The organism is Streptomyces sp. SAI-135, assembly GCF_029893805.1.
Lineage (GTDB): Bacteria > Actinomycetota > Actinomycetes > Streptomycetales > Streptomycetaceae > Streptomyces.
The window spans coordinates 5669364-5690569 of sequence record NZ_JARXYP010000002.1 but is presented as its reverse complement, the minus strand read 5'-3'; the positions used below and the strand labels follow the sequence as shown (position 1 = coordinate 5690569).

Sequence of the window (21206 nt, the reverse complement as noted above, 5' to 3'; positions counted from 1 at the left end):
CCGATGGCGACCACTGAAACCACCGCTTCCGGAATCGGCCCCGTCGAGGGCGACTCCGGCTACGGCGTCGACAACCCGGCGCCCCTGATCGAGGCCCCGCGCAAGCGCACCAAGAAGACCCCCCGCTCGACCCGCGGCAACTTCGAGATGGCCGCGTGGCTCTTCATGCGCCTGTCGGGTGTCGTGCTGGTCGTCCTGGTCATCGGCCACCTGCTGATCCAGCTGGTGCTGGACGGCGGCGTCTCGAAGATCGGCTTCGCCTTCGTGGCCGGCCGCTGGGCGTCCCCGTTCTGGCAGGTCTGGGACCTGATGATGCTGTGGCTGGCGATGCTGCACGGCGCCAACGGCCTGCGCACGATCATCAACGACTACGCGGAGCGCCCGAACACCCGGCTGTGGCTCAAGGGCCTGCTCTACACCGCCACGGTGTTCACCATCCTGCTGGGCACGCTGGTGATCTTCACCTTCGACCCGAACATCCGCTAGGCACGGGGCTGAGGAATTCCTGATGAAGATCCACAAGTACGACACCGTCATCGTCGGCGCGGGCGGCGCCGGCATGCGCGCCGCGATCGAGTCGACGAAGCGCAGCCGTACCGCCGTGCTGACCAAGCTCTACCCCACCCGCTCCCACACGGGTGCCGCGCAGGGCGGCATGGCCGCGGCGCTGGCCAACGTGGAGGAGGACAACTGGGAGTGGCACACCTTCGACACGGTCAAGGGCGGTGACTACCTGGTCGACCAGGACGCCGCCGAGATCCTGGCGAAGGAGGCCATCGACTCGGTCCTCGACCTGGAGAAGATGGGCCTGCCGTTCAACCGCACGCCCAACGGCACGATCGACCAGCGCCGGTTCGGCGGGCACTCCCGCAACCACGGCGAGGCCCCGGTCCGCCGGTCCTGCTACGCGGCCGACCGCACCGGCCACATGATCCTCCAGACGCTGTACCAGAACTGCGTCAAGGAGGGCGTGGAGTTCTTCAACGAGTTCTACGTCCTGGACCAGCTGATCACCGAGGTCGACGGCGTCAAGAAGTCGGCCGGTGTCGTGGCGTACGAGCTGGCGACCGGCGAGATCCACGTCTTCCAGGCGAAGGCCGTGATCTACGCGTCCGGCGGCTGCGGCAAGTTCTTCAAGGTGACGTCGAACGCGCACACCCTGACCGGTGACGGCCAGGCGGCCGTGTACCGTCGCGGGCTGCCGCTGGAGGACATGGAGTTCTTCCAGTTCCACCCGACCGGCATCTGGCGCATGGGCATCCTGCTGACGGAGGGCGCCCGCGGTGAGGGCGGCATCCTCCGCAACAAGGACGGCGAGCGCTTCATGGAGAAGTACGCGCCGGTCATGAAGGACCTCGCCTCGCGAGACGTGGTGTCCCGCTCCATCTACACGGAGATCCGTGAGGGCCGCGGCTGCGGTCCCGAGGGCGACCACGTCTACCTCGACCTCACGCACCTGCCGCCGGAGCAGCTGGACGCCAAGCTGCCGGACATCACCGAGTTCGCGCGCACCTACCTGGGCATCGAGCCGTACACGGACCCGATCCCGATCCAGCCCACCGCGCACTACGCGATGGGCGGCATCCCGACCAACGTCGAGGGTGAGGTCCTGGCGGACAACACGACGGTCGTCCCGGGCCTGTACGCGGCCGGCGAGGTCGCCTGCGTCTCGGTGCACGGAGCGAACCGTCTGGGCACGAACTCGCTGCTGGACATCAACGTGTTCGGCAAGCGGGCGGGCATCGCCGCCGCCGAGTACTCCCAGAAGGCCGACTTCGTCGAGCTGCCGGAGAACCCGGCGGAGCTCGTCGTCGCGCAGGTCGAGCGCCTGCGGAACGCGACCGGCACCGAGCGCGTGTCGGTGCTGCGGCGCGAGCTGCAGGAGACCATGGACGCGAACGTCATGGTGTTCCGCACCGAGCAGACCATCAAGACGGCGGTCGAGAAGATCGCGGAACTGCGCGAGCGCTACCTGAACGTCTCGATCCAGGACAAGGGCAAGCGGTTCAACACCGACCTCCTGGAGGCCATCGAGCTCGGCAACCTCCTCGACCTCGCCGAGGTCATGGCGGTGTCGGCGCTGGCCCGCAAGGAGTCCCGCGGCGGTCACTACCGCGAGGACTACCCGAACCGCGACGACGTCAACTTCATGCGCCACACCATGGCGTACCGCGAGGTGGGCGACGACGGCACCGAGACCGTCCGCCTGGACTACAAGCCGGTCGTCCAGACCCGCTACCAGCCGATGGAGCGTAAGTACTGATGGCAACCCCCGTTCTGGACAAGGCGGACGCGGCCGGCCAGCCCGAGCCCGGCTTCGCCGACTCCCCGTACATCACGGTCACCTTCCGCATCCGCCGCTTCAACTCGGAGGTCTCGGCGGAGGCGACCTGGGAAGACTTCCAGCTGGAGATCGACCCGAAGGAACGTGTCCTCGACGCGCTGCACAAGATCAAGTGGGACCTGGACGGCACGCTGACCTTCCGCCGCTCCTGCGCCCACGGCATCTGCGGCTCGGACGCGATGCGGATCAACGGCAAGAACCGTCTGGCCTGCAAGACGCTGATCAAGGACATCAACCCGTCGAAGCCGATCACGGTCGAGCCCATCAAGGGCCTGACGGTCCTCAAGGACCTCGTGGTCGACATGGAGCCGTTCTTCCAGGCGTACCGCGACGTGATGCCCTTCCTGATCACGAAGGACACGAACGAGCCGACCCGGGAACGCCTCCAGTCGGCCGAGGACCGCGAGCGCTTCGACGACACCACGAAGTGCATCCTGTGCGCGGCCTGCACGTCCTCCTGCCCGGTCTTCTGGAACGACGGCCAGTACTTCGGTCCGGCGGCCATCGTCAACGCCCACCGCTTCATCTTCGACTCGCGTGACGAGGCGGGCGAGCAGCGCCTGGAGATCCTCAACGACCGCGACGGCGTGTGGCGCTGCCGCACGACCTTCAACTGCACGGACGCCTGCCCGCGCGGCATCGAGGTCACGAAGGCGATCCAGGAAGTGAAGAGGGCGCTGATCACTCGGCGGTTCTGACCCTCACACCACGACTGGTCCAGAGGCCCCGTTCCCCCACCGCACCAGGTGGAGGAACGGGGCCTCTGGTTCACGTACGCCCTGTTTCCGACCTGACAGGTATCTGCCACACTGCGAATTCGGCGATTCGACCGATCTGTCATGGTTGTTCCCTGGGGGGCGAGTGAGCACTCAAGTGGCGAAAAGCGACGAGCGCGACGAACACGTGTTGTGGCCCAAGCCGCTGGGGCTCATACGGGCAACCGAGACAGCCCTGTTCATCGCGGCGCCTCTGCTGTCCGCCGGCGCGCTTTCCCTCATCGGTGTGGTCTGCGCCGACGCCGAGAGGATCAGGCTGGCGGGACCCACGCTTCTGTTGCTCGTGGCAGCGGTGATCGCGCTCATGCTGAGCATCCAACTCGGCTATCACGCCCGACAGTGGATCTACTCCTACGAGGAGATCCAGAACTGGACGGGACGACATGAACCCCATCCGGCCGATCTGGAGCTCCAGAGGCAGGACTGCCGGAAGGGCGAGGAGAAGCTGGCGCGCGCCGGAATCGCTTACAACACTGGCACTTTGCTCCTTGCCTGCGGTGTCGCCGCCGTGCTCGTCCCCACCGGCACGGGAGTGCTCTCCGTGTGGCGTTGGCTCGCCGTCTGTCTCGTCAGCGCAGCAGCCGTCGGCGAGGCGGTCTGGACGGTCCATGACCATCGCAACTGGTTCTCCCGGCTGTTGCGGCCCAGAGAGATACCGCGCCTGTTCAGGCGCAGGGAGATCGACCCCGACCGGTCCCACGCGGAATTGGAGAGTCAGGATGTATGACGTCGTCCTTCCCGGTGTTCCCACCGAGCTGATCCAGTGCCCGCTGTGCCGGAAGCGTCCTCTGCAGCGGGCGCGCTACGGCACCAACGAGCCCCGCCACTGGCAGAAGACGCTGGACGAACGGAACCCGGAGACCATCAACGCCTACCTCGTCCAGGACCGGTCCCGCTTCCAGCACGGCGACTACAACGACGGTCCCTGCCCGGTCCGGATCCTGCCCGGCCCGGCCCTCATACGGATCGCGGGAGTCGATGCCAGGGCCAGGGCGGAGGAATTGATGCGCATTCTCGGCCTTGTGTGATCCTCACGGTGCCTCACCGGCACCGCGCCGGGATTCCGGCCCGTTGTCGGGGTGGGCATACGGCAGGTCGGAGCGCTCTCCGTGAATGAGGAGATCGGAGACGTCGCCGAACGCGTCCTCCTCGCCCTCTCGTGTCGGCAATGGATAGTGCAGCGCCTCCAACAGATCGAACCGATGCAGGTCGTACACGACGTGCATCAGGCCCGAGTACGCCTGGGCCGCCGTCACCGCTCCCTTGTAGGCGACGAAGGCGAGCGTCAGACCTGCCGCACACCACCACCAGTCGGCGGACTCGTCGTACAGAGCCACGGCGCCCGTAGCAGTGAGGGCCAGGAACGACCAGCACAGATTCACCGACCGGTCGAGCGAATCCCGGGTCGAGCGCAGGACGTCGGCCATGCGGTCCGAGACCTGGAAATAGATCCGGGGCCATGAGGCCAGCGTCGCCAGACCGTAGCGCTCCCCCGCACTCAGCTCGCCCCGCCGGAGGGCATTGCCCAGCGCTGTGGGCAGGAGGACATCAGCGGGCGGCTGAGCGGCGAGCCGACGACGTGCGTCGGCTCGCATCCGGAACTCAGCGTCCTTCTCCGCAGTCCTGTCCGCCCGTCGTCTCAACGCCTCCCAGCGCCTGCGCTGCACCTGGACGAGAATCTCGGCGAGGCCCGCTGTGGCCGTCCAGCGGTCCCAGTAGCCTTCCAGGACACGCACGGCGCGGACCTGGAACGGCTGGAGCAGCAGACCGAGCAGTGCGGCGCAGACGGTGACCGTCGCCGCCAGTCCGAGCGCGGCGACCGGTCCCGCCGGCGGCACGGCACGCCAGTCGCTGCGACCCGAGAAGCTTCCCGCCCGCACCAGCGCGAGCACCCCCGCGACGAACAGCGCGCACGGCGCAAAGTGCACCGACAGCACCCGTCGCACGTAGCTCGCCCTCCCCATACGCCCCTTGAGCGCTGTTCAGTATGGGGCGCAGGGTCGGGCGGAGCAGCGGGAGGGGCACTCTGCACGGTCCTTCGGCTCAGCGCTCGTGTGGTTCTCCCGCCACACGTCCAGGACGCTTGTCGACCGCCGTCAGATCGATGTCGATGTCGAAGGGGACGGAGACCTTGAGCCGCTCGTGGAAGATGCCGGTGAGGCCGTAGGACTGCGTGGCCGGGTCGAGTTCGTAGACGTAGACGACGGGGAGGCCCTTGTTCTCGTCCTGTTCCACTCGCCAGAAGTGCGGTACGCCGGCTGCCGCGTACTTACGAGGTTTGACCTCGCGGTCCCGCTCGCGGGAATCCGGAGAGACCACCTCCACGGCGAGGACGAGGTCGTCGGGCTCGTACCAGGTCTGGTTCGGCCCGGTCACCGCGTCCACCGGGAAGACGACGAGGTCCGGCTCAGGACGGTTCTTCGCATCCAGTCTGACCGTCATCTCACGGTCCACGTCCAGGTGATCGGGCGCTTGCCGGAGCAGAGCGTTGTCCAGCAGACGCATCGTCCGGGTGTGGAATCGGGTCTGCGGACTCATGAAGACGAGACTCCCGTCGAGCAACTCCGTGTGCGGGGGCAGGCCCGGAATCCGGTCGAGGTCGTCCGCGGTCCAACCTTCGGCAGGGGGGATCGGCCAGTGGTACGGCGTCTCGTCGTCCATGCCGTTGCCGGATGCGGCGCTCATCACTGCTCCCATACGACGGAGTCTCGCGAGTCGCTTCAGCGTATCCAGCGGAAACGACGGCCGCCTCACCGCAACGAGTGATCGAAGGCGGAGATCCGGCCACCGTGGATCCCCTGATCAGGACACTCAGGTCGGAGGGCCCCGGCGCGCCGGACTGGGCGCACTGGGCCATCGCCGAGGCGCCGGGAGCCGACGCGCCCACGTTGGTACGGCCGCCCGGGGGCCGGTACGCGCTGACCGACGGGAACGCGAGTGTGACCCATTTCGGGCTACGGCGTCGGCTCCTGCTGGAAGGGCCGCCGGCGCCCGCCTCGGTGACGGCGGACGCCGGTCCCTCCGAGCCGGTCACCGGTGAGCTGGCGGACGCGCGCGGGACGCTGGCCCCGGAGGTCGTCAGGGACGGATACGGCGGCCTCTGACGGTTCCCCGGGCCCGGCCGGTCACAGCTGGCTCAGGATCGTCGGGTCCGTGATCTTGGTGTCGTCGGCCAGCATCATCGCCTTGCTGAGGACGACCGCGAGCATGCGGTCGCCCTCGTAGGGGAGGTAACCGGTCTGCGGGGTGGACGGGTTGGACTTCGGGACGATGCAGAGGTACTGGTCGTTCGGGGTGCGCAGGATGTTGCCCGAGCCGAGGTGGATCTTGTACGTGTGGCGGTCGCCCTTGACGTGGAGGAAGCGGCCCTCCAGGGTGCACCGGTCGGCTATCGCGAGCCTCGGGATCAGGCGGTCCAGGAGGAGTCGGCGGGTCTCGGCGCTCTGGTTGAGCTCTCCGAAGCCGTACGACGTCCAGTACTCCTGGAAACGGCCGCCGGGGCCGCCGTCCTGCCAGGTGGGGTCGTTGCCGATGCTGGCCACGCCGACGAACAGGTCCACGTCGCGCAGGACTTCGGAGAGGACCAGGGGCGGGATGTCGGACAGCGGCAGGGGGTCCACCGGGTCCGCTCCGTCGCGCAGCCACATGTGGTACGCGCCGCCCGCGCAGTGGGCCGAGTTCTCCGGGGCGTCGATCGGGTAGAAGCGGACCTGGTCGGTGCGCAGGCGCAGGAAGGTGCCGGAGTCGGTGATGTCCGAGAAGTCCTCGCCGCCCTCGCCCTCGATCCAGAACTCGGCACGCAGGCCCCAGCGCGGAAGGTCGCGGGTGGGCGGGGGAAGCTCGTCGTCCACGGCCAGCCGCAGTCTGTTGGTCCAGCCCCGCGCCGCGGCCAGGGAGTGGAACTGGTGCTGGCGCAGGATGTGCGCCGCGAAGCGGTTGGAGTAGGTGCCGGTGGCGCGCTCGGCGTCGGTGAGCAGGTAGACCTCGCGGTGGGCCTGCTTGAACGGCTGGGTGACTCCGTGGCGCTCCAGCCAGTCGCGCCAGGCGACGATCTCGGCGGGGTCGTGGTCCACCGGGTGCCAGAGGCGGACCTCCGTGCCCCCGCTGACCGGGGTGTCCGTGAGCGTGCGCAGGGCGCCGTCGGCGTAGCAGGCCGTGGTGCCGTCCACCGTCCACAGGAGGCGGCGGGCCAGGGTGCCGACCAGCGGGTGGTCCAGGTAGCGCTCGCGCCAGGTGGCGTAGGACCAGGTGCGGTCGGCGAGGAACTGGCGGTCCAGGCGCTCGCTCTGGGCCGAGAGCATCTTGTCGATGTCCTTGGCGGCCGCCTTGAGCTCCTTCAACTCCTCCGCGTGGTCCCGTCGTACGGCCGCGGGCACGGTCCTCACCGGCCTGCCGCTCGCGTTGTGCCAGGTCAGCACGGCTTTGGTGCCGAGGATCGCGAGGACGGCGGTGGCCTCCCCGAGCCGGTGCTCCGCGCGGCCGACCTCGGTCAGACCGTACGCCGGTACGGCCAGCTCCTCGATCTCCTCGCGGCTGAGGCCGAGGGCGACGGCACGGGCCTCCAGGGCCGCGTCGAGCAGTTTGGCGGTGTTCTTGTACGTCACTCTGGTGGCCAGCCGGGCCAGTTCGGCGAGGGCCGCCTCGCTGTCGATGCGGGCGAGGGCGTTGACCCCGGCGTTGGCGACCTTCGGGTTGCGGGGGCCGAGTCCTGCGACCTTCTTGAGGGATGTCTCGACCAGGGCGCCGAGGGCGCGGGCGGTGTCGGGGTGCGGCGGGAGGAGGGAGAGCAGCCAGGCGAGGCCGCGCAGGGCGTTCGCGTTGTAGGGGTCGTAGGCGCTGTTGACGTCCGGTTCGTAGCGGCCGCGTTCCAGCTCGAAGGTGCGGGGGCGGCCGACGAGGGCGAGCCAGCGGATCACCGCCTCGCGGACCCGGTCGGGGCCGAGGGCGCCGGCCAGCTCCAGGGCCTGCTTGTCCCACTTGGCCGAGGGCTTGGCCGCGGTGGCGGTCGTCATGTGGGCCAGGAGCCGCCGCCAGTCGGCGTCGGTCTCGCGCAGGGCTTCCTCGGCCCACTCCTCGCCGACGTTGAGGGGCGGCTCGGTCAGCTTCTTGGCCGTCCTCGGCAGGTCCTCGTTGTGGTAGGCGTGCAGGACGGCCCGGCGGACGGTGGCGACGACGGCGGGCGCGACCGGGCGGCCCGCGGCCAGCTCGGCCTCGATGAGGTTCTCGTAGCGGGCGCCGTACCAGAAGGAGTGCTGCCGGGAGATCGTGTCGAGCAGGGCCAGGCGCTCCGCCGTCAGACGGTCGTGGGGCGGCAGGTCGCGGGAGACGATGCCCAGCAGGACCAGCGCGTTCTGCCGGGCGGTCGGGCCCGCCTGCTGCGAGTGGTACTGCGCCACGAGCCCGTCGGCGATCCTCGACCGTGCCTCGGGCGGCAGTTCGTGCAGCCGGGCCAGGACGCCCTCCCACAGACCGGTCCAGTTGCCGTTGTTGACGGACGCGGCCTTGAGCAGGTCGGCGGCGAGCTCCTCCAGCTCGTCGTCGGCGACGCGGCGGCCGATCAGGTCCTTGTACTTCTGGATCTGGCCCATGGTCAGCCACCCACCAGCGGGACGAGCTTCAGGAACGTCACCTCGGTGCCGAGAACGAGGTCGATCTCCTCGTCGAGCTCGGTGACCTGGCGGTCGCCGACCAGCACCAGGAAGCCGTTGCCCGTGAAGGCGCGGAGCGCCAGCTCGGTCTGGGTCTCGGGATCCATACGGCGGGGCGTGCGCAACGCGTAGCCGTTCACCACGCGTTCGGCGTCCTCGGGCTGGACCAGGCCCTGGAAGACGGCGGGAGTGCGCGCGTTGTACTCGGCGACCTCCTGGAAGACCCGGCGGCGGATCAACTCGCGCACGGCGAGCCGCTCCTCGGCGATCTCCAGACCCCAGCCGTCGCTGCGGCTCCCGCTTGTCGTCTCGTCGACGAACATCACGATTCCCATGCCCAAGACAGTACGAGCCGGCACTGACAACGGGTCCCGGACCGACGGGGCTAGGCGATGTTGCGGGCCACGGTCCAGGCCACGGCGAGCGCGAGGACGGCCACCTGCGCCCGGGGGCTCAGCGTGGGGCGCCGGCGCCGGCCGCGCAGACCCGCCCACGCCCAGCGGCCCAGCAGGACGAGGGCGTACGGCAAGGCGAGCAACAGGACCCGGTTGTCCAGCCAGGCCTCGGTGAGGTGGCCGTGCATCAGGTCGTACACCATGCGGGTGCCGCCGCAGGCCGGGCAGAGCAGGCCGGTGAGCATGCGGAACGGGCACTGCGGCAGGAGGTGTCCCGGCTCGTGCGGGTCGGTGCGGTAGAGGTAGGCGGCACCGGCGGCTCCCGCGGCGAGGACCGCCGCGGGAGCCGTCGCGGGGTGGCGGAGCGGCAATCGGCGCGGAAGGGGTCGGCGCAGAAGGGATCGGCGGAGAGGGAAGCGCCGCGGGGGCGGTGGGGGCTCGGCCCCCGGCGTCCCGGGCGGCAGCTCCGGCTCCGGCCTTCCGGGCCGGGGTCCAGCCCCCCGCGCCCTAGCTGCGGAGGATCCGGCCGTGTTCATCGGTGTGGTCGTTCCCGGTGAGCAGGAGGATCCCGTCGATCAGCGACCAGACGCCGAGGCCGCCGCAGGTGAAGAGCTGGGCGAGCCCCATCCCCACGTTGCCCAGGTAGAAGCGTCCGACGCCGAAGCCGCCGAGGGTGAGCTGGAGGATGCCCGCGATGATCTTCGACTTGTCGGAGTAAGGCCGTCCGTACGGGTCGTAGCCGTAGGGGGCGTTGGGGTCGCCGGTGTACGTCCCGGGGGGCGGGTAGTAGCCCGGCGGCGGGAACCCGGGAGGCGGGTAGCCCTGCTGCTGATAGCCCTGCTGCTGGTGGCCGGGGGGCGGGTAGCCCGGCGGCGGGTAACCCGGCTGAGGCCCCGGCTGCTGATGTCCAGGCGGCGGGCCCTGCTCGGGGTCCTGCTGTTCGTGACCCTGCTGTTCGCTCAAGGGGGACTGCTCCTGGGGACCGAAGCGGGGGGACCCGCGTGAAAAGACGACAATGAGCCCGGTCATCATGCCCGACGGACACCGCGTCGCAGAAGCCCGTTCCGGCACCCCCGGCTTAATCTGACGACATGTCAGATGACGAGTCGTACGAACTGCTCGGTTTCGACAACGTGCTGCTGCCCGTGGGGAACCTCGCCGAGGCCGTCTCCTTCTACGAGCGCGCGGGCTTCACGGTCGGCTTCCGGCTCGACGAGGCCGGCATCGCCCTGCTGAAGGTCGGCGGCGAGACGCCCGGGATCCTGCTCCGGCAGGAGGAGGGGCTGGGGCACCGGCCGCCCCCGTGGCCGGCCACGCGCGTGTGGCTGGAGGTGCCGGACGCCAGGACCGCTGCCCGAAGGCTGCGCGCGGCCGGCGTCGAACTGCTCGACGAGCCCTTCTCCGTGGCCACCGGCTGGACCGCGGAGGTCGCCGACCCCTGGGGGAACGTCCTCGGGTTCACGGACTACACCAAGCGTCCGGAGCTGGCCCGGCGCGCCTGAGGCCGGCACGCACGCGCGTGACGCAGACCTCCCCACCCCCCAGTTGAACACGTTCAAAAGTAGGGCTAGAGTCTCTCCCGTCAGCGTTTTGAACGCGTTCAAGAAGGGGGAGGCGCATGGACCGCACGGTCGTCGCCTACGTCATCTACCTGGTCGTCAGCATCGCCCTGACCGTCTGGGTCGCCCGCACGCTCAGCAGGAACGGACGGATCTTCCTCGCCGACGTGCTGCGCGGCAACGAGAAGCTCGCCGAGGCCGTCAACCACCTCCTGGTGGTCGGCTTCTACCTCGTGAACCTCGGGTTCGTCGCGCTGTACCTCAGCGGCGACGGCACGATCGAGGACACCCGCGGCATCTTCGAGGCCCTGTCCACCAAGCTGGGCGTGGTGCTGCTGGTGCTCGGCGTGATGCACCTGGCCAACGTGTACGTCCTCAACCGGATCCGCAGGCGGGGGGCCATGGAGCGGGAACAGGTGCCGCCGGTCGCACCGCAGGACTGGGTCCGGGCATGACGGCGAACGCCACCGCGGCGGACCGGGCGGACCGGGCGGACCGGACCCCGGTCCGCCGGCTCACCGTCCTCTACGACGCCGAGTGCTCGCTCTGCACCTTCCTGCGCGACTGGCTCGTACGGCAGCCGCAGCTGGTGCCGCTGGAACTGGTGCCTGCGGCCTCGGAGGAGGCCCGGCGGCGGTTCCCCGGGCTGGACCACCGGGCCACTCTCGACGAGATCACCGTGGTCGGCGACTCCGGACAGGTCTACCGCTCCGCGGCCGCCTGGATCGTCACGCTGTGGGCGCTGCGCGAGCACAGGGGACTCGCGCATCGTCTCAGCACACCGTCGGGCGCGCGGTTCGCCAGGGGGGCCGTGCTCGCCGCGGCGAAGTGGCGCGGGGCGCAGTGGGGCGGCGGGACGCGTCCCGGGGGCGCGGGGTGGGGCGGGCAGGTGTACCGGCGGACGGACGGGTGGTCGTACGACCCTCATCTGGGCTGGACCCGCACTCCACCGGGGTGCGACGACGGCACCTGCGCCACTGGCTAGGCTCTCTTGTTGTGCCCGCCAAGAACGAAGGCCCCGAAGAGGGCTCCGCGCCGTCCACCAAGTCCGAACAGACTCGCGCGCTGATCCTGGAGACGGCCATGCGGCTGTTCCAGGAGCGGGGGTACGACAAGACCACCATGCGGGCCATCGCCCAGGAGGCCGGCGTCTCCGTGGGCAACGCGTACTACTACTTCGCCGGCAAGGAACACCTGATCCAGGGCTTCTACGACCGGATCGCCGCCGAGCACCAGGTGGCGGTCCGGGAGGTGCTGGCCCGCGAGAGCGACCTGGAGGCACGGCTCGCGGGCGTGCTGAAGGTCTGGCTGGACATCGCGCAGCCCTACCACGAGTTCGCGGTGCAGTTCTTCAAGAACGCCGCCGACCCCGACAGCCCGCTCAGTCCCTTCTCGCCCGAGTCGGAGCACGCGCGCGTGGAGGCGATCGCCGTCCACCGGGAGGTGCTGCGGGGGGCGACGAAGACGAAGGTGCCCGAGGAACTGCGGGACATCCTGCCCGAGTTGATGTGGCTGTCCCAGATGGGACTCGTCCTGTACTGGATCTTCGACCGCACGGAGGGCCGTGAGCGCAGTTACCGGCTCGCGGAGCGCGGTGCCCGGCTCACCGCGAGGGGCGTGTCGCTGGCCCGCTTCCGGGTGCTCAGGCCGCTCGTGCGGGAGGTGCACGAGCTGTTCACGGACTTCCTGCCGGGAATGACCAAGGTGATCCCGGACCCCGGCAGGAAGCCCTAGTCACCTCAGTTGACGGCGTCGACCTCGCCCTCGGCCAGTTCGACGTCGTACACCAGCGGTCCCTCCCCCACGACGACGTGCCGCGCGCGCGAGCCGTGCGTGGGGGCCGTGGCCGCCAGCAGGTACGTCCCCGGCTCCGGGACCGAGACGATGTACGAGCCGTCGGCCAGTGACTCCACCCGGTCCAGCTGACGCCCCCCGCCCGTCAGCAGCGTGACGGCGGCGCCCGCCACGGGCTCCCCCTCCGGCGTACGGACGAAGCCGTGGACGGCCGACGCCGGGCCACCGTCCGTGCGGGTCTCGGCCGCAGGTGCCGCTGCCACTGCCTCCTCCTTCGGCTCCACCGCCAGGTGCGGCAGCCGCTTCTCCAGCCCCTTGGGCAGCCACCAGTTGGAGTCGCCGAGCAGATGCATCGCGGCCGGCACCAGGGCGGTGCGCAGGATGAACGCGTCCAGGGCGACCGCCGCGGCGAGTCCGACGCCCGCCATGGCGGCGCCCGAGTCGCCGCTGAGGACGAACGCCATGAACACGCAGACCATGATCAGGGCGGCGGAGTTGATGACCCGGCTGGTCTCGGCGAGGCCGACGCGCACCGCGCGCGCGTTGTCGCGTGTGTGCACCCACTCCTCGTGCATGCGGCTCACCAGGAAGACCTGGTAGTCCATCGAGAGCCCGAACAGCAGGGACAGCATGATGACCGGCAGGAAGGCGTTGATCGGGCCCTCCTTGCCGAGACCCAGCAGCTCCAGTCCCCAGCCCCACTGGAAGATCGCGACCAGGACGCCGAAGGACGCCGCGGCGGCGATCAGGTTCATCAGGGCGGCCGTCAGCGGCACCACCAGCGACCGGAAGGCGACCAGCAGGAGCAGGAAGCCGAGTCCGATGATCGTCGCGATGAACAGCGGCAGACGGTCGCCGGTGACGGCCGAGAAGTCCTTCGAAACGGCCGTCACCCCTCCGACGTGCGCCTTCACCCCGGCCGAGGGGATTACGTCGTCCCGCAGCCGGTCGATGAGCCGGTCCGTCTCCACGGACTGCGGTGAGGTCGTCGGCACGACCTGGATGACGGTGACCCCCCGGGCGGGCGGCAGCGCGGCGACCCGCGCGACGCCGGGCGTGTCCTCGAGCCCCTTGACCAGGGCACTCGTCTCACCGCCCTCGGTGACCACCTGGAGCGGTCCGTTGAAGCCCGGTCCGAAGCCCTCGGCGAGCAGGTCGTACGCCTGCCTGGTGGTCGTCGAGGCGTCGTCGTTGCCCTGGTCGGTGGCGCCGAGGCGCAGCGACAGCACCGGAACGGCCAGCACGGCCATGAAGACCAGGGCGAGCGCGGCGGTCCTGCGCGGGCGCTTCTCGACGACCGTCGACCAGCGGGCGGCGAGACCCGAGGCGCCCTCGGGCTCGGGTCCCTCAGCGGCCAGCCTGCGCCGCTGGCGGCGGCTGAGCACCCGCGGGCCGAGGAGGCCCAGGAGGGCCGGCAGAAGGGTTGTTGCGGCCAGGACGCTCAGCACCACAGTCAGCGAGGTGCCGATCACGACGCCGTCCAGGAAGCGCAGTCGCGTCACCAGCATGCCGGCGAGCGCGATGCAGACCGTACCGCCCGCGAACAGTACCGCCCGGCCCGAGGTGTTGAGGGCGGTGACCGCCGCCTCCTCGGGGTCCAGGCCCCGCTGGATGCCCTTGCGGTGCCGGGTGACGATGAACAGCGCGTAGTCGATGCCGACGCCGAGGCCGATCAGGGAGGCCAGCAGCGGGGCGATGTCGGGGACGTCGGTGGTGTGGCTGAGCAGTTGGGTGGCGAACAGGCCCGTGCCCACGCCGAAGACGGCGATCGCGATCGGCAGCGTCATGGCGAAGAACGAGCCGAACGCCAGGAACAGCACGACCGCCGCCGCGATGATGCCGACCGCCTCCGACAGGCCCTGCGGCGGCTCCTGCACACGCTGGATCGCCTGACCGCCCAGGTCCACCTGGAGGCCGGTCCGCTCGGCCTTCTGCGCGGTGTCGACGACGTCCTGGACGAGTTCCTTGGGCACCTCGTTCGCCCGCTTGACGAAGGTCACCTGGGCGTACGCGATCGTGCCGTCCCGGCTGATCTGCGCGGCTCCCCGGGCGTCGTAGGGACTGGTCACCGCCCCGACGCCCGGCATCTTCGCCATGTCGTCCAGCGCGGGCCGGATCCGGTCCTGCACCGCCTGGTCCCGCACCGAGCCCTCGTCGACCTTCCAGACCACCGTGTCGGTGTCCCCGGAGGTGTTCGGGAAGGCCTTCTCCATCAGGTCGTACGCGCTCTTGGAGTCCGTGTCGGGGAGGGAGAACACGTTCGCGTAGTTCGTGCCCGCCGTCGAGGCCGAGAAGCCCAGCCCGAACAACGCCCCCACCCACAGCAACAGGACCACCAGCCGGTGCCGATAGCACCAGCGTGCCAATACCGCCACGCTCCACACTCCCCAATCGGTCTTCGGTCGGTCCCCCAGGTCCTCGCAACAGGATTGGCGGCGGCACGCGCGCGTGGACACGCGAACCCCATGACTCTCAAGGAACTCCAAAGGGCGAACCGGCCCGACTGTCAGTGGCCAGGCCGATACTGGGGGCATGGCTGGGGGAGAGACGAGAAGTCCGGGGACCGTGCTGGTGGTGGAGGACGAGGAGAGCATCGCCGACGTCCTCGCCATCGCCCTGCGCTACCACCGGTTCGAGGTGATGGTCGCGGGCTCCGTCCGCGAGGCGCTCGCGCTCACCGACCGCACCCGCCCGGACGCGGCCCTGCTCGACGTCATGCTGCCCGACGGCGACGGCCGCGCCCTCGGCCGTGAGCTGCGCGAGCGGCGGCCCGACCTGGCCCTGGTCTTCCTCACCGCGCGGGACTCCCCCGCCGAGATCGTCGGCGCCCTCGGCTTCGGCGACGACTACATCACCAAGCCGTTCAACATCGACGAGGTCGTCGCCAGGATCACCGCCGTCCTGCGCCGCACCCGCCCCGCCGACGTCCTGCCGCAGCGCCCGCCCCTGCGCTACGGCGACCTGGAGCTGGACGAGACGACGTACTCGGTGCACCGCGACGGCCGCACGGTCCAGCTCACCCCCACCGAGTACGCGCTGCTGCGCTTCCTGGTGCGCAACGGCGGCCGGATCGTCCCCAAGGAACAACTCCTGCGCCACGTCTGGCAGTACGAGCACACCCCGCCCGAGTCGACCGTCGTCGAGACCTACATCAGCTATCTGCGGCGCAAGCTGGACGCCCTGGGACCGCCGGTGATCACCACCAGGCGGGGCGTCGGATACGGGCTCGCATGAGGCTGCGCCCGCCGCGTCGCCGACCGGGCATCCGCTCGCTGCGCGGCAAGCTGACCCTGGCCAATGTGGCGCTGCTCGCGATCGGCATCGTCGCGGCGACCGCCGTGAGTGTGATGGGCATGCGGTACTACCTGCTCGACCAGATCGACAGCGAGCTCATCAAGACCCGCGACTCCCTGGGCGGTTCGCAGCTCACCCTGCGCGAGATCGACTCGCTGAGCATGCTGAGCTTCGTCCGTGACCGGCTCATGCCCGCGCACCAGGACGAGGAGCGCTCGGCGGAGACCGTCTTCACGGCCGTCGACGCCCGGGGCGAACCGATCGGGATCCTCGGCTTCGAACCGAGCGAGTCCCAGCGGGACCTGGCCGAGGCCGCGGGCGACCCGCGCGCGCTCGCCGCCGACTCCGAGCCGCACGACGTCACCATGGACGGCTCCGCCTACCGCGCCACCGCCGCCCGGCTCGGCGACGGCTCGTACGCGCTGCTCGCCGCCCCCACCGACGTCCTGCACCAGGGCGTCGCCAAGGCCGTCAAGCTCGACCTCGCGATCGGCAGCCTGCTGCTCGCCCTGCTGGCCTGTCTGACGATGTTCAGCGTCCGGCGCCGGATGCGGCCGCTGGAGGACATGGTGGAGACCTCGTCGGCCATCGCCGAGGGCGATCTGACCCGCCGCATCCCCTCCAGCTGCGAGGCCACCCTGGAGGTCGAGCAGCTGCGGGTCGCCCTGAACTCCATGCTCCACCAGGTCGAGTCGGCGTACCGTACGCGCGAGCGCAGCGCGGCCCAGCTGCGCAGCTTCGTCGCCGACGCCTCGCACGAGCTGCGCACCCCGCTGTCCGCGATACGCGGCTACCTCCAGCTGTACGACAAGGGCATGCTCTCGGACCCGGACGAGCGGAAGCGGGCCTGGACCCGGGTCCTGGCGGAGACCGACCGGATGGGACGGCTCGTCGACGAGCTGCTCACCCTCGCCCGCCTGGACCAGCAGCCCGAACTGCGCTTCAGGAACGTCGACCTGAGCCGGCTGGTGCGGGACGCGGCCGAGGACCTGCGCGTGCAGCAGCCCGAGCGGCCCGTCGAGGTCGCCGCCGAGGGCGCCCTGCTGGTGCGGGCCGACGAGTCGGGGCTCAGACAGGTCCTGGGCAACCTGGTGGGCAACGTGCGTACGCACACGCCCGCCGAGGTGCCGGTGCGGCTCGGGCTGGAGCGCGAGGACGGGGTCGTACGGCTGTGTGTCGCGGACAAGGGGCCGGGGCTCGGTGAGGAGGACGCGGCGCGTGTCTTCGACCGGTTCTTCCGGGTCGGCGGCGGCGCCGGCAGCGGCCTCGGCCTGGCGATCGTGCAGGGGGTGGTCCGCGCCCACGGTGGCGAGGTGGCGGTGCGCACGGCGCCGGGCGAGGGGCTGGCGGTGACGGTCACCCTGCCGGTACGGGCGTGCGCGAAGCAGTGACGCCACGCCCGCGACCGCTCACCCGGCCGGCACCAGGGCCCATACGGTCTTGCCGTGCGGGCCGCGGCTCCACACGCCCCACGCGGCGGCGACGTTCTCCACCAGGTGCAGCCCGCGGCCGGTCTCGTCGGACTGGCCCACCACCCGCAGCCGGGGCTCAAGCCGGCCCTCGTCGGAGACCTCTATGAGACAGGAGCCGTCCGCGAGGGCTGTCACCGCGACCTCGAACTCCCGCTCCAGGAGCGGCCCGTGGCGCACGACGTTGGTGGCCAGCTCCGACACCAGCAGGACGGCGTCGGCCAGCGCCGGATCATCCGGACCGTGCCCCCAGTCGGCCAGATGGTCCCGGACCCGGCGCCGGGCGAGGCCGACGGAAGCCGGATGCCGGGGCAACCGGAAGGAGTTGCGTCTCAGCACGATTGCTCCTCACCCCGCGCACACCTCCGTCACATGGTGCTGTGTCGAGTGGCTGCCCCGCGTCACGCGGGCGAATGTCCGTTCCACGAAAACGCGTGGGACACGGCGTGATGGCTTCGGGTCAGAGCCAGTTGAGGCGCCAGAGCCTGAAGACCCCGGTGCCGTCCGAGAGGTATTGGCCGCCGCCGACGTCCTCGCTGGTCACGACGTACTCCTTGGCCTGCCACAGGGGGATGACCGGGACATCGCGGGCGACCGACGCCTGGACGTCGCGGAAGTCCCGCTCGGCCTCGCCGCGGTCGGCGAAGCGCTGGCTGTCCTGAATCAGACGGTCGACCTCGTGGCTGCTGTAGCCGGTGTTCATGGTGCCGTCGGTGCCGACCAGTGGGGAGCCGTAGGTGTCCGGGTCGGGGTAGTCGGCCACCCAGCCGACCGCGTAGGCGTCCAGCTTCCCGGTGGCCCAGCGCTTTTGGAAGTCGGTCCACTCGTAGCCCTTGAGCGTCACCTTGAACAGGCCGCTCGCCTCCAGCTGCTTCTTGATCTCCTTGGCCTCCGCGGCGGCGGAACCGCTGGTCAGGCCGTAGCCGTAGGTGAAGCTGACCGGCGTGCTCACACCGGCCTCCGCGAGCAGGGCGCGGGCCTTCTTGACGTTCGGCTCCGAGTACTCGTCGAAGAACGACGTGGTGTGGCCGGTGATGCCGGCCGGGATCAGCGAGTAGAGCGGGTCGACGGTCCCCTCGTACACCGAGGCCGCCAGCTGCTCGCGGTTGATCAGCCAGGCCATGGCCTGACGCACCTTGACCTCGTGCAGCGGCTTGCCCGCGCGGGTGTTGAGGTAGAGGTTGCGGACCTCGGAGCTGTCGGCCTCCGAGACCCGCTGGCCGGGGTCGCTCGGGTTGAGCCCGGCGAGGACGTCCGGCGGCAGCTGGCGGTAGGCGACGTCGAGCTGCTTGGCCTTCCAGGCGTCGGCCAGCTTGTTCGAGTCGCCGTAGTAGTCGAGTTCGACCGGGCGGCCGGTGCTCTTGATCTCGCCCTTGTAGTCGCCGTTGGGCGCGAGGACCGCCTTCTTCCCCTTGGTGTACGACGTCAGCTCGTACGGGCCGGTGCCGTCGACGCCGTTGTCGGTGCGCAGGGCGGCGGCGGGGTACTTGGTGCTGTCGACGATGGCGCCGGCGCCCGTGGCCACCTTGAACGGGAAGGTCGCGTCGGGCGAGGAGAGCCGGAAGGTGACCGTGCGGCCACTGGCGCCGACCGACGCCAGGGTGTCCAGCAGCGTGGCCGGCCCGACATCGGAGTTGATCTTCTTGACCCGGTCGAAGGAGTACTTGACGTCCTTGGCGGTCATCTCGCGGCCGCTCGGGAACTTCAGCCCCTCGCGCAGCACACAGCGGTACGTGCGCAGATCACTGCCCACGAAGCCGCAGCTCTCGGCCGCGTCCGGGACGGGTGTGACACTGCCCGGCTCGAAGGCCAGCAGTGACTGGAAAACATTGTTGAACAGCGCCCACGAACCGGCGTCGTAGGCACCGGCCGGATCGAGTGCGGTGACCTCGTCGGTCGTCCCCACCCTGATCGCCCTGCCCGACCCCCCGTCGGACGGAAGCAACTGCCAGCCGCCCACTCCCACGACCCCCAGAACGAGCAGCGTCGCGAGAATCCGCATGCGAACCGAACGCATCGGTTTGCCCTCCCCTGACCCCTTGGGGTCCCCATGCACGTGCCACCCCCTAGTGGCGCGGATCACCTAATCACAGGTGTTTCACCTCGGGGAAGAGGGATTTGTCGAGTTGGGGAAGACGTTACCGCGAGCAGTTTCGGCCATGTTTCACAGCGCTCTCACAGCTTGCGAGAGCGTCGGGCGGTCAGGCCCGCTTCGACGCCAGTTCGATCACCGTGATGTCCGACGGGGCTCCCACGCGCGTGGGCGGGCCCCAGGCGCCGGCGCCGCGGCTGACGTACAGCTGTGTGTCGCCGTAGCGCTCCAGGCCGGCGACCGTCGGGTTCGCCGCCTCGGCGAGGAGGTTGCCCGGCCAGAGCTGCCCGCCGTGGGTGTGGCCGGAGAGCTGGAGGTCGACGCCGTGGTCGACCGCGTCGTGGATCTGGACCGGCTGGTGGGCGAGGAGCACGCACGCGCGTGCCGGGTCCCGGTCGCCGAGGGCCTTGGCGAAGTCGGGGCCCTGGCCCTCGCTCTCGCCGGCGATGTCGTTGACGCCGGCGAGGTCGAACCAGGCCAGTTCCGTGCGGTCGTTCTCCAGCGGGCGCAGACCGAGCCGCCGTACCTCCTCGACCCACTGCTCGGCACCGGAGAAGTACTCGTGGTTGCCGGTGACGAAGAACGAGCCGTGCCGTGCCTCCAGCCCGGCCAGGGGCGCGGCCGCCGGACCGAGGTTCTGCACGCTGCCGTCGACCAGGTCGCCGACGACCGCGATCAGGTCGGGCCGGGTGGAATTGATGGTGTCGACGACCTTCTGGGCGAAACCACGGCCCAGCACCGGGCTCAGGTGGATGTCGCTGACCACCGCGATCCGGTAGCCGTGCGCCGCGCGCGGGAGCTTCGCCAGCGGCACGGTGACCCGCTTGACCCGGGGCCCGCGCAGGACGCCGTAGGTGCCGTATCCGACGGTTCCCACGGCGGCCGCGGCGGCGGCTCCGGCGACGACCCGGGAGACGAAGAGACGGCGGGAGGGCGCGGCGACGAGGGCGGAGACGCCGGATTCCCGCGGCTCCCCGGACGCCGTCTTGCCCCGCTGCGGCTCCCGACACCGCTCGGACGCCGATCCGCCCTCGCGCGGCTCCTCGGACGCCCATCCGCCCTGTCGCGGCTCCTCGGACGCCGTTGCGCCCTGCTGCGGCTTCCGCGGCTCCCCGGGCCCCGATCCGCCGCCTACCGGCTTCTCGGCCGGCACTCCCGCCGGCACCCGCTCCGGATGCGCCACGGCGGTCACAGCCGGTTCGGCGCCCCGGTCCCGGCGTTCGAGGAGACGTCGCAGCACGGGTCGTACGAGCTCTCCCGCCACGACCGCCAGCAGCAGGTACATCGACAGCGCCAGCCACAGGAAGCCGGGCCACGCGAGCACGCGCTGGAGCCAGAAGGGGGCGCCGGTGCGCTCGGCGACCAGGGCGGCGATCGCCAGGATCCAGCCACCCCCGATGAGCACCGCGCCCACGCGGCGGGTCCGGCCGGGGCCGCCGGTGGTGTCCCGGAACAGGCGACGCCACAGGTACCAGTTGGCCGTCACCAGGACGGTCAGGGCGAGCAGTGCGAAGAGGATGACCACGGTCTGCTAACTCTCCGGGGTCGGCTGTGAGTTCCGGCGCAGTGCGCGCACCCCACGCAACCCGATGAGCCCGACGACCGTCCCCAATACGAAGGAGACGACGGCCAGCAGCAGGTGCACCCAGAAGTACCCCGTCGGGTCGCCCGCGTCGTCGAACGCGAGCCCGCTGGCGTCCTTGACGAGGTTCTTGACGAAAGTGATCCAGATGATCCAGCTCCACACCCCGAAGGCGAGCAGGAACCAGGAGACGGGGCGGCTGAGCTTCATGGGTCCAGTATCGCGGGCCACCGTCCGGTCCGGCGGCCGGGGT

Annotated in this window: 23 protein-coding genes; 12 read left to right on the top strand and 11 right to left on the bottom strand. The window is 70.4% G+C overall.

Going from position 1 to position 21206, the window contains the following annotated elements; translation table 11 throughout:
* Positions 1-3 precede the first annotated feature (3 nt).
* The 5 genes from M2163_RS30390 to M2163_RS30370 all read left to right on the top strand — a co-directional run bounded on the left by M2163_RS30390 (position 4) and on the right by M2163_RS30370 (position 4148).
* Positions 4-486 carry a succinate dehydrogenase hydrophobic membrane anchor subunit gene (locus tag M2163_RS30390; protein WP_037718879.1) on the top strand — a complete coding sequence of 161 codons (483 nt, stop codon included), beginning with the start codon at positions 4-6 and terminating at the stop codon, positions 484-486.
* A gap of 22 nt (positions 487-508) precedes the next feature.
* Positions 509-2263, top strand: coding sequence for a succinate dehydrogenase flavoprotein subunit (gene sdhA / locus M2163_RS30385; protein ID WP_280849708.1), 1755 nt, complete (start codon positions 509-511; stop codon positions 2261-2263).
* On the top strand, positions 2263-3042 hold the full coding sequence (locus tag M2163_RS30380) for a succinate dehydrogenase iron-sulfur subunit (protein WP_280849709.1): 780 nt from the start codon (positions 2263-2265) through the stop codon (positions 3040-3042). Before sdhA ends, M2163_RS30380 begins: the two co-directional genes overlap by 1 nt.
* A gap of 175 nt (positions 3043-3217) precedes the next feature.
* Positions 3218-3847 (top strand): hypothetical protein, encoded by a 630-nt coding sequence (locus M2163_RS30375; RefSeq protein ID WP_280849710.1) that lies wholly within the window; start codon positions 3218-3220, stop codon positions 3845-3847.
* Positions 3840-4148, top strand: coding sequence for a hypothetical protein (locus M2163_RS30370; protein WP_280849711.1), 309 nt, complete (start codon positions 3840-3842; stop codon positions 4146-4148). The genes M2163_RS30375 and M2163_RS30370 overlap by 8 nt, the downstream gene beginning before the upstream one ends.
* A 3-nt stretch (positions 4149-4151) precedes the next feature.
* Here M2163_RS30370 and M2163_RS30365 read toward each other — a convergent pair whose 3' ends face one another.
* Together M2163_RS30365 and M2163_RS30360 are read right to left on the bottom strand one after the other, a co-directional pair.
* Positions 4152-5084, bottom strand: a complete 933-nt coding sequence (locus M2163_RS30365; RefSeq protein ID WP_280849712.1) for a hypothetical protein — start codon at positions 5082-5084, stop codon at positions 4152-4154.
* Between the two features lie 79 nt (positions 5085-5163).
* Positions 5164-5805: a Uma2 family endonuclease gene (locus M2163_RS30360; protein ID WP_280849713.1), complete on the bottom strand. Its 642-nt coding sequence runs from the start codon at positions 5803-5805 to the stop codon at positions 5164-5166.
* A gap of 104 nt (positions 5806-5909) precedes the next feature.
* Between M2163_RS30360 and M2163_RS30355 the strand changes: the two genes are divergently transcribed.
* On the top strand, positions 5910-6224 hold the full coding sequence (locus M2163_RS30355) for a hypothetical protein (RefSeq protein WP_280854327.1): 315 nt from the start codon (positions 5910-5912) through the stop codon (positions 6222-6224).
* A gap of 21 nt (positions 6225-6245) precedes the next feature.
* Here M2163_RS30355 and M2163_RS30350 read toward each other — a convergent pair whose 3' ends face one another.
* From M2163_RS30350 to M2163_RS30335, 4 genes are all read right to left on the bottom strand, one after another.
* Positions 6246-8708, bottom strand: coding sequence for a DUF4132 domain-containing protein (locus M2163_RS30350; protein ID WP_280895561.1), 2463 nt, complete (start codon positions 8706-8708; stop codon positions 6246-6248).
* A 2-nt stretch (positions 8709-8710) separates the two neighbouring features.
* Positions 8711-9103, bottom strand: coding sequence for a hypothetical protein (locus tag M2163_RS30345; protein ID WP_280895560.1), 393 nt, complete (start codon positions 9101-9103; stop codon positions 8711-8713).
* Between the two features lie 50 nt (positions 9104-9153).
* Positions 9154-9534 carry a DUF2752 domain-containing protein gene (locus tag M2163_RS30340; RefSeq protein WP_280895559.1) on the bottom strand — a complete coding sequence of 127 codons (381 nt, stop codon included), beginning with the start codon at positions 9532-9534 and terminating at the stop codon, positions 9154-9156.
* 136 nt (positions 9535-9670) lie between these two features.
* Positions 9671-10126, bottom strand: coding sequence for a TM2 domain-containing protein (locus M2163_RS30335; protein WP_280895558.1), 456 nt, complete (start codon positions 10124-10126; stop codon positions 9671-9673).
* Positions 10127-10254: 128 nt separating this feature from the next.
* On the opposite strand from M2163_RS30335, the gene M2163_RS30330 reads away from it, so the two are divergent.
* The 4 genes from M2163_RS30330 (at position 10255) to M2163_RS30315 (ending at position 12456) form a co-directional block, all read left to right on the top strand.
* Positions 10255-10665 (top strand): VOC family protein, encoded by a 411-nt coding sequence (locus tag M2163_RS30330; RefSeq protein WP_280895557.1) that lies wholly within the window; start codon positions 10255-10257, stop codon positions 10663-10665.
* 116 nt (positions 10666-10781) lie between these two features.
* Positions 10782-11177: a hypothetical protein gene (locus M2163_RS30325; protein ID WP_053853181.1), complete on the top strand. Its 396-nt coding sequence runs from the start codon at positions 10782-10784 to the stop codon at positions 11175-11177.
* Entirely contained in the window at positions 11174-11707 is a 534-nt protein-coding gene (locus M2163_RS30320) for a DCC1-like thiol-disulfide oxidoreductase family protein (protein ID WP_280895556.1), read from the top strand. The genes M2163_RS30325 and M2163_RS30320 overlap by 4 nt, the downstream gene beginning before the upstream one ends.
* 11 nt (positions 11708-11718) lie before the next feature.
* Positions 11719-12456 (top strand): TetR family transcriptional regulator, encoded by a 738-nt coding sequence (locus M2163_RS30315; RefSeq protein ID WP_280849720.1) that lies wholly within the window; start codon positions 11719-11721, stop codon positions 12454-12456.
* 5 nt (positions 12457-12461) lie between these two features.
* On the opposite strand, the gene M2163_RS30310 is transcribed toward M2163_RS30315, so the two are convergent.
* Entirely contained in the window at positions 12462-14882 is a 2421-nt protein-coding gene (locus M2163_RS30310; protein ID WP_280897338.1) for an MMPL family transporter, read from the bottom strand.
* 166 nt (positions 14883-15048) lie between these two features.
* On the opposite strand from M2163_RS30310, the gene M2163_RS30305 reads away from it, so the two are divergent.
* Entirely contained in the window at positions 15049-15750 is a 702-nt protein-coding gene (locus tag M2163_RS30305) for a response regulator transcription factor (RefSeq protein WP_280895555.1), read from the top strand.
* A complete protein-coding gene (locus M2163_RS30300) occupies positions 15747-17201 on the top strand; it encodes a HAMP domain-containing sensor histidine kinase (RefSeq protein ID WP_280895554.1) in 1455 nt (484 codons plus the stop codon). Before M2163_RS30305 ends, M2163_RS30300 begins: the two co-directional genes overlap by 4 nt.
* An 18-nt stretch (positions 17202-17219) precedes the next feature.
* Here M2163_RS30300 and M2163_RS30295 read toward each other — a convergent pair whose 3' ends face one another.
* From M2163_RS30295 to M2163_RS30280, 4 genes are all read right to left on the bottom strand, one after another.
* A complete protein-coding gene (locus tag M2163_RS30295; RefSeq protein WP_280849723.1) occupies positions 17220-17618 on the bottom strand; it encodes an ATP-binding protein in 399 nt (132 codons plus the stop codon).
* Positions 17619-17739: 121 nt separating this feature from the next.
* On the bottom strand, positions 17740-19296 hold the full coding sequence (locus M2163_RS30290; protein WP_280895553.1) for an ABC transporter substrate-binding protein: 1557 nt from the start codon (positions 19294-19296) through the stop codon (positions 17740-17742).
* Positions 19297-19480: 184 nt separating this feature from the next.
* Positions 19481-20896 carry a metallophosphoesterase gene (locus M2163_RS30285; protein WP_280895552.1) on the bottom strand — a complete coding sequence of 472 codons (1416 nt, stop codon included), beginning with the start codon at positions 20894-20896 and terminating at the stop codon, positions 19481-19483.
* Positions 20897-20902: 6 nt separating this feature from the next.
* On the bottom strand, positions 20903-21163 hold the full coding sequence (locus tag M2163_RS30280) for a hypothetical protein (RefSeq protein ID WP_007384221.1): 261 nt from the start codon (positions 21161-21163) through the stop codon (positions 20903-20905).
* Positions 21164-21206 lie beyond the last annotated feature (43 nt).

Coding starts and splice junctions, on each gene's coding strand:
- M2163_RS30390 (WP_037718879.1), top strand. CDS start 4: ATGGCGACCACTGAAACCACCGCTTCCGGAATCGGCCCCGTCGAGGGC.
- sdhA (WP_280849708.1), top strand. CDS start 509: ATGAAGATCCACAAGTACGACACCGTCATCGTCGGCGCGGGCGGCGCC.
- M2163_RS30380 (WP_280849709.1), top strand. CDS start 2,263: ATGGCAACCCCCGTTCTGGACAAGGCGGACGCGGCCGGCCAGCCCGAG.
- M2163_RS30370 (WP_280849711.1), top strand. CDS start 3,840: ATGTATGACGTCGTCCTTCCCGGTGTTCCCACCGAGCTGATCCAGTGC.
- M2163_RS30365 (WP_280849712.1), bottom strand. CDS start 5,084: ATGGGGAGGGCGAGCTACGTGCGACGGGTGCTGTCGGTGCACTTTGCG.
- M2163_RS30360 (WP_280849713.1), bottom strand. CDS start 5,805: ATGAGCGCCGCATCCGGCAACGGCATGGACGACGAGACGCCGTACCAC.
- M2163_RS30350 (WP_280895561.1), bottom strand. CDS start 8,708: ATGGGCCAGATCCAGAAGTACAAGGACCTGATCGGCCGCCGCGTCGCC.
- M2163_RS30345 (WP_280895560.1), bottom strand. CDS start 9,103: ATGGGAATCGTGATGTTCGTCGACGAGACGACAAGCGGGAGCCGCAGC.
- M2163_RS30330 (WP_280895557.1), top strand. CDS start 10,255: ATGTCAGATGACGAGTCGTACGAACTGCTCGGTTTCGACAACGTGCTG.
- M2163_RS30325 (WP_053853181.1), top strand. CDS start 10,782: ATGGACCGCACGGTCGTCGCCTACGTCATCTACCTGGTCGTCAGCATC.
- M2163_RS30320 (WP_280895556.1), top strand. CDS start 11,174: ATGACGGCGAACGCCACCGCGGCGGACCGGGCGGACCGGGCGGACCGG.
- M2163_RS30305 (WP_280895555.1), top strand. CDS start 15,049: ATGGCTGGGGGAGAGACGAGAAGTCCGGGGACCGTGCTGGTGGTGGAG.
- M2163_RS30300 (WP_280895554.1), top strand. CDS start 15,747: ATGAGGCTGCGCCCGCCGCGTCGCCGACCGGGCATCCGCTCGCTGCGC.
- M2163_RS30290 (WP_280895553.1), bottom strand. CDS start 19,296: ATGCGTTCGGTTCGCATGCGGATTCTCGCGACGCTGCTCGTTCTGGGG.
- M2163_RS30280 (WP_007384221.1), bottom strand. CDS start 21,163: ATGAAGCTCAGCCGCCCCGTCTCCTGGTTCCTGCTCGCCTTCGGGGTG.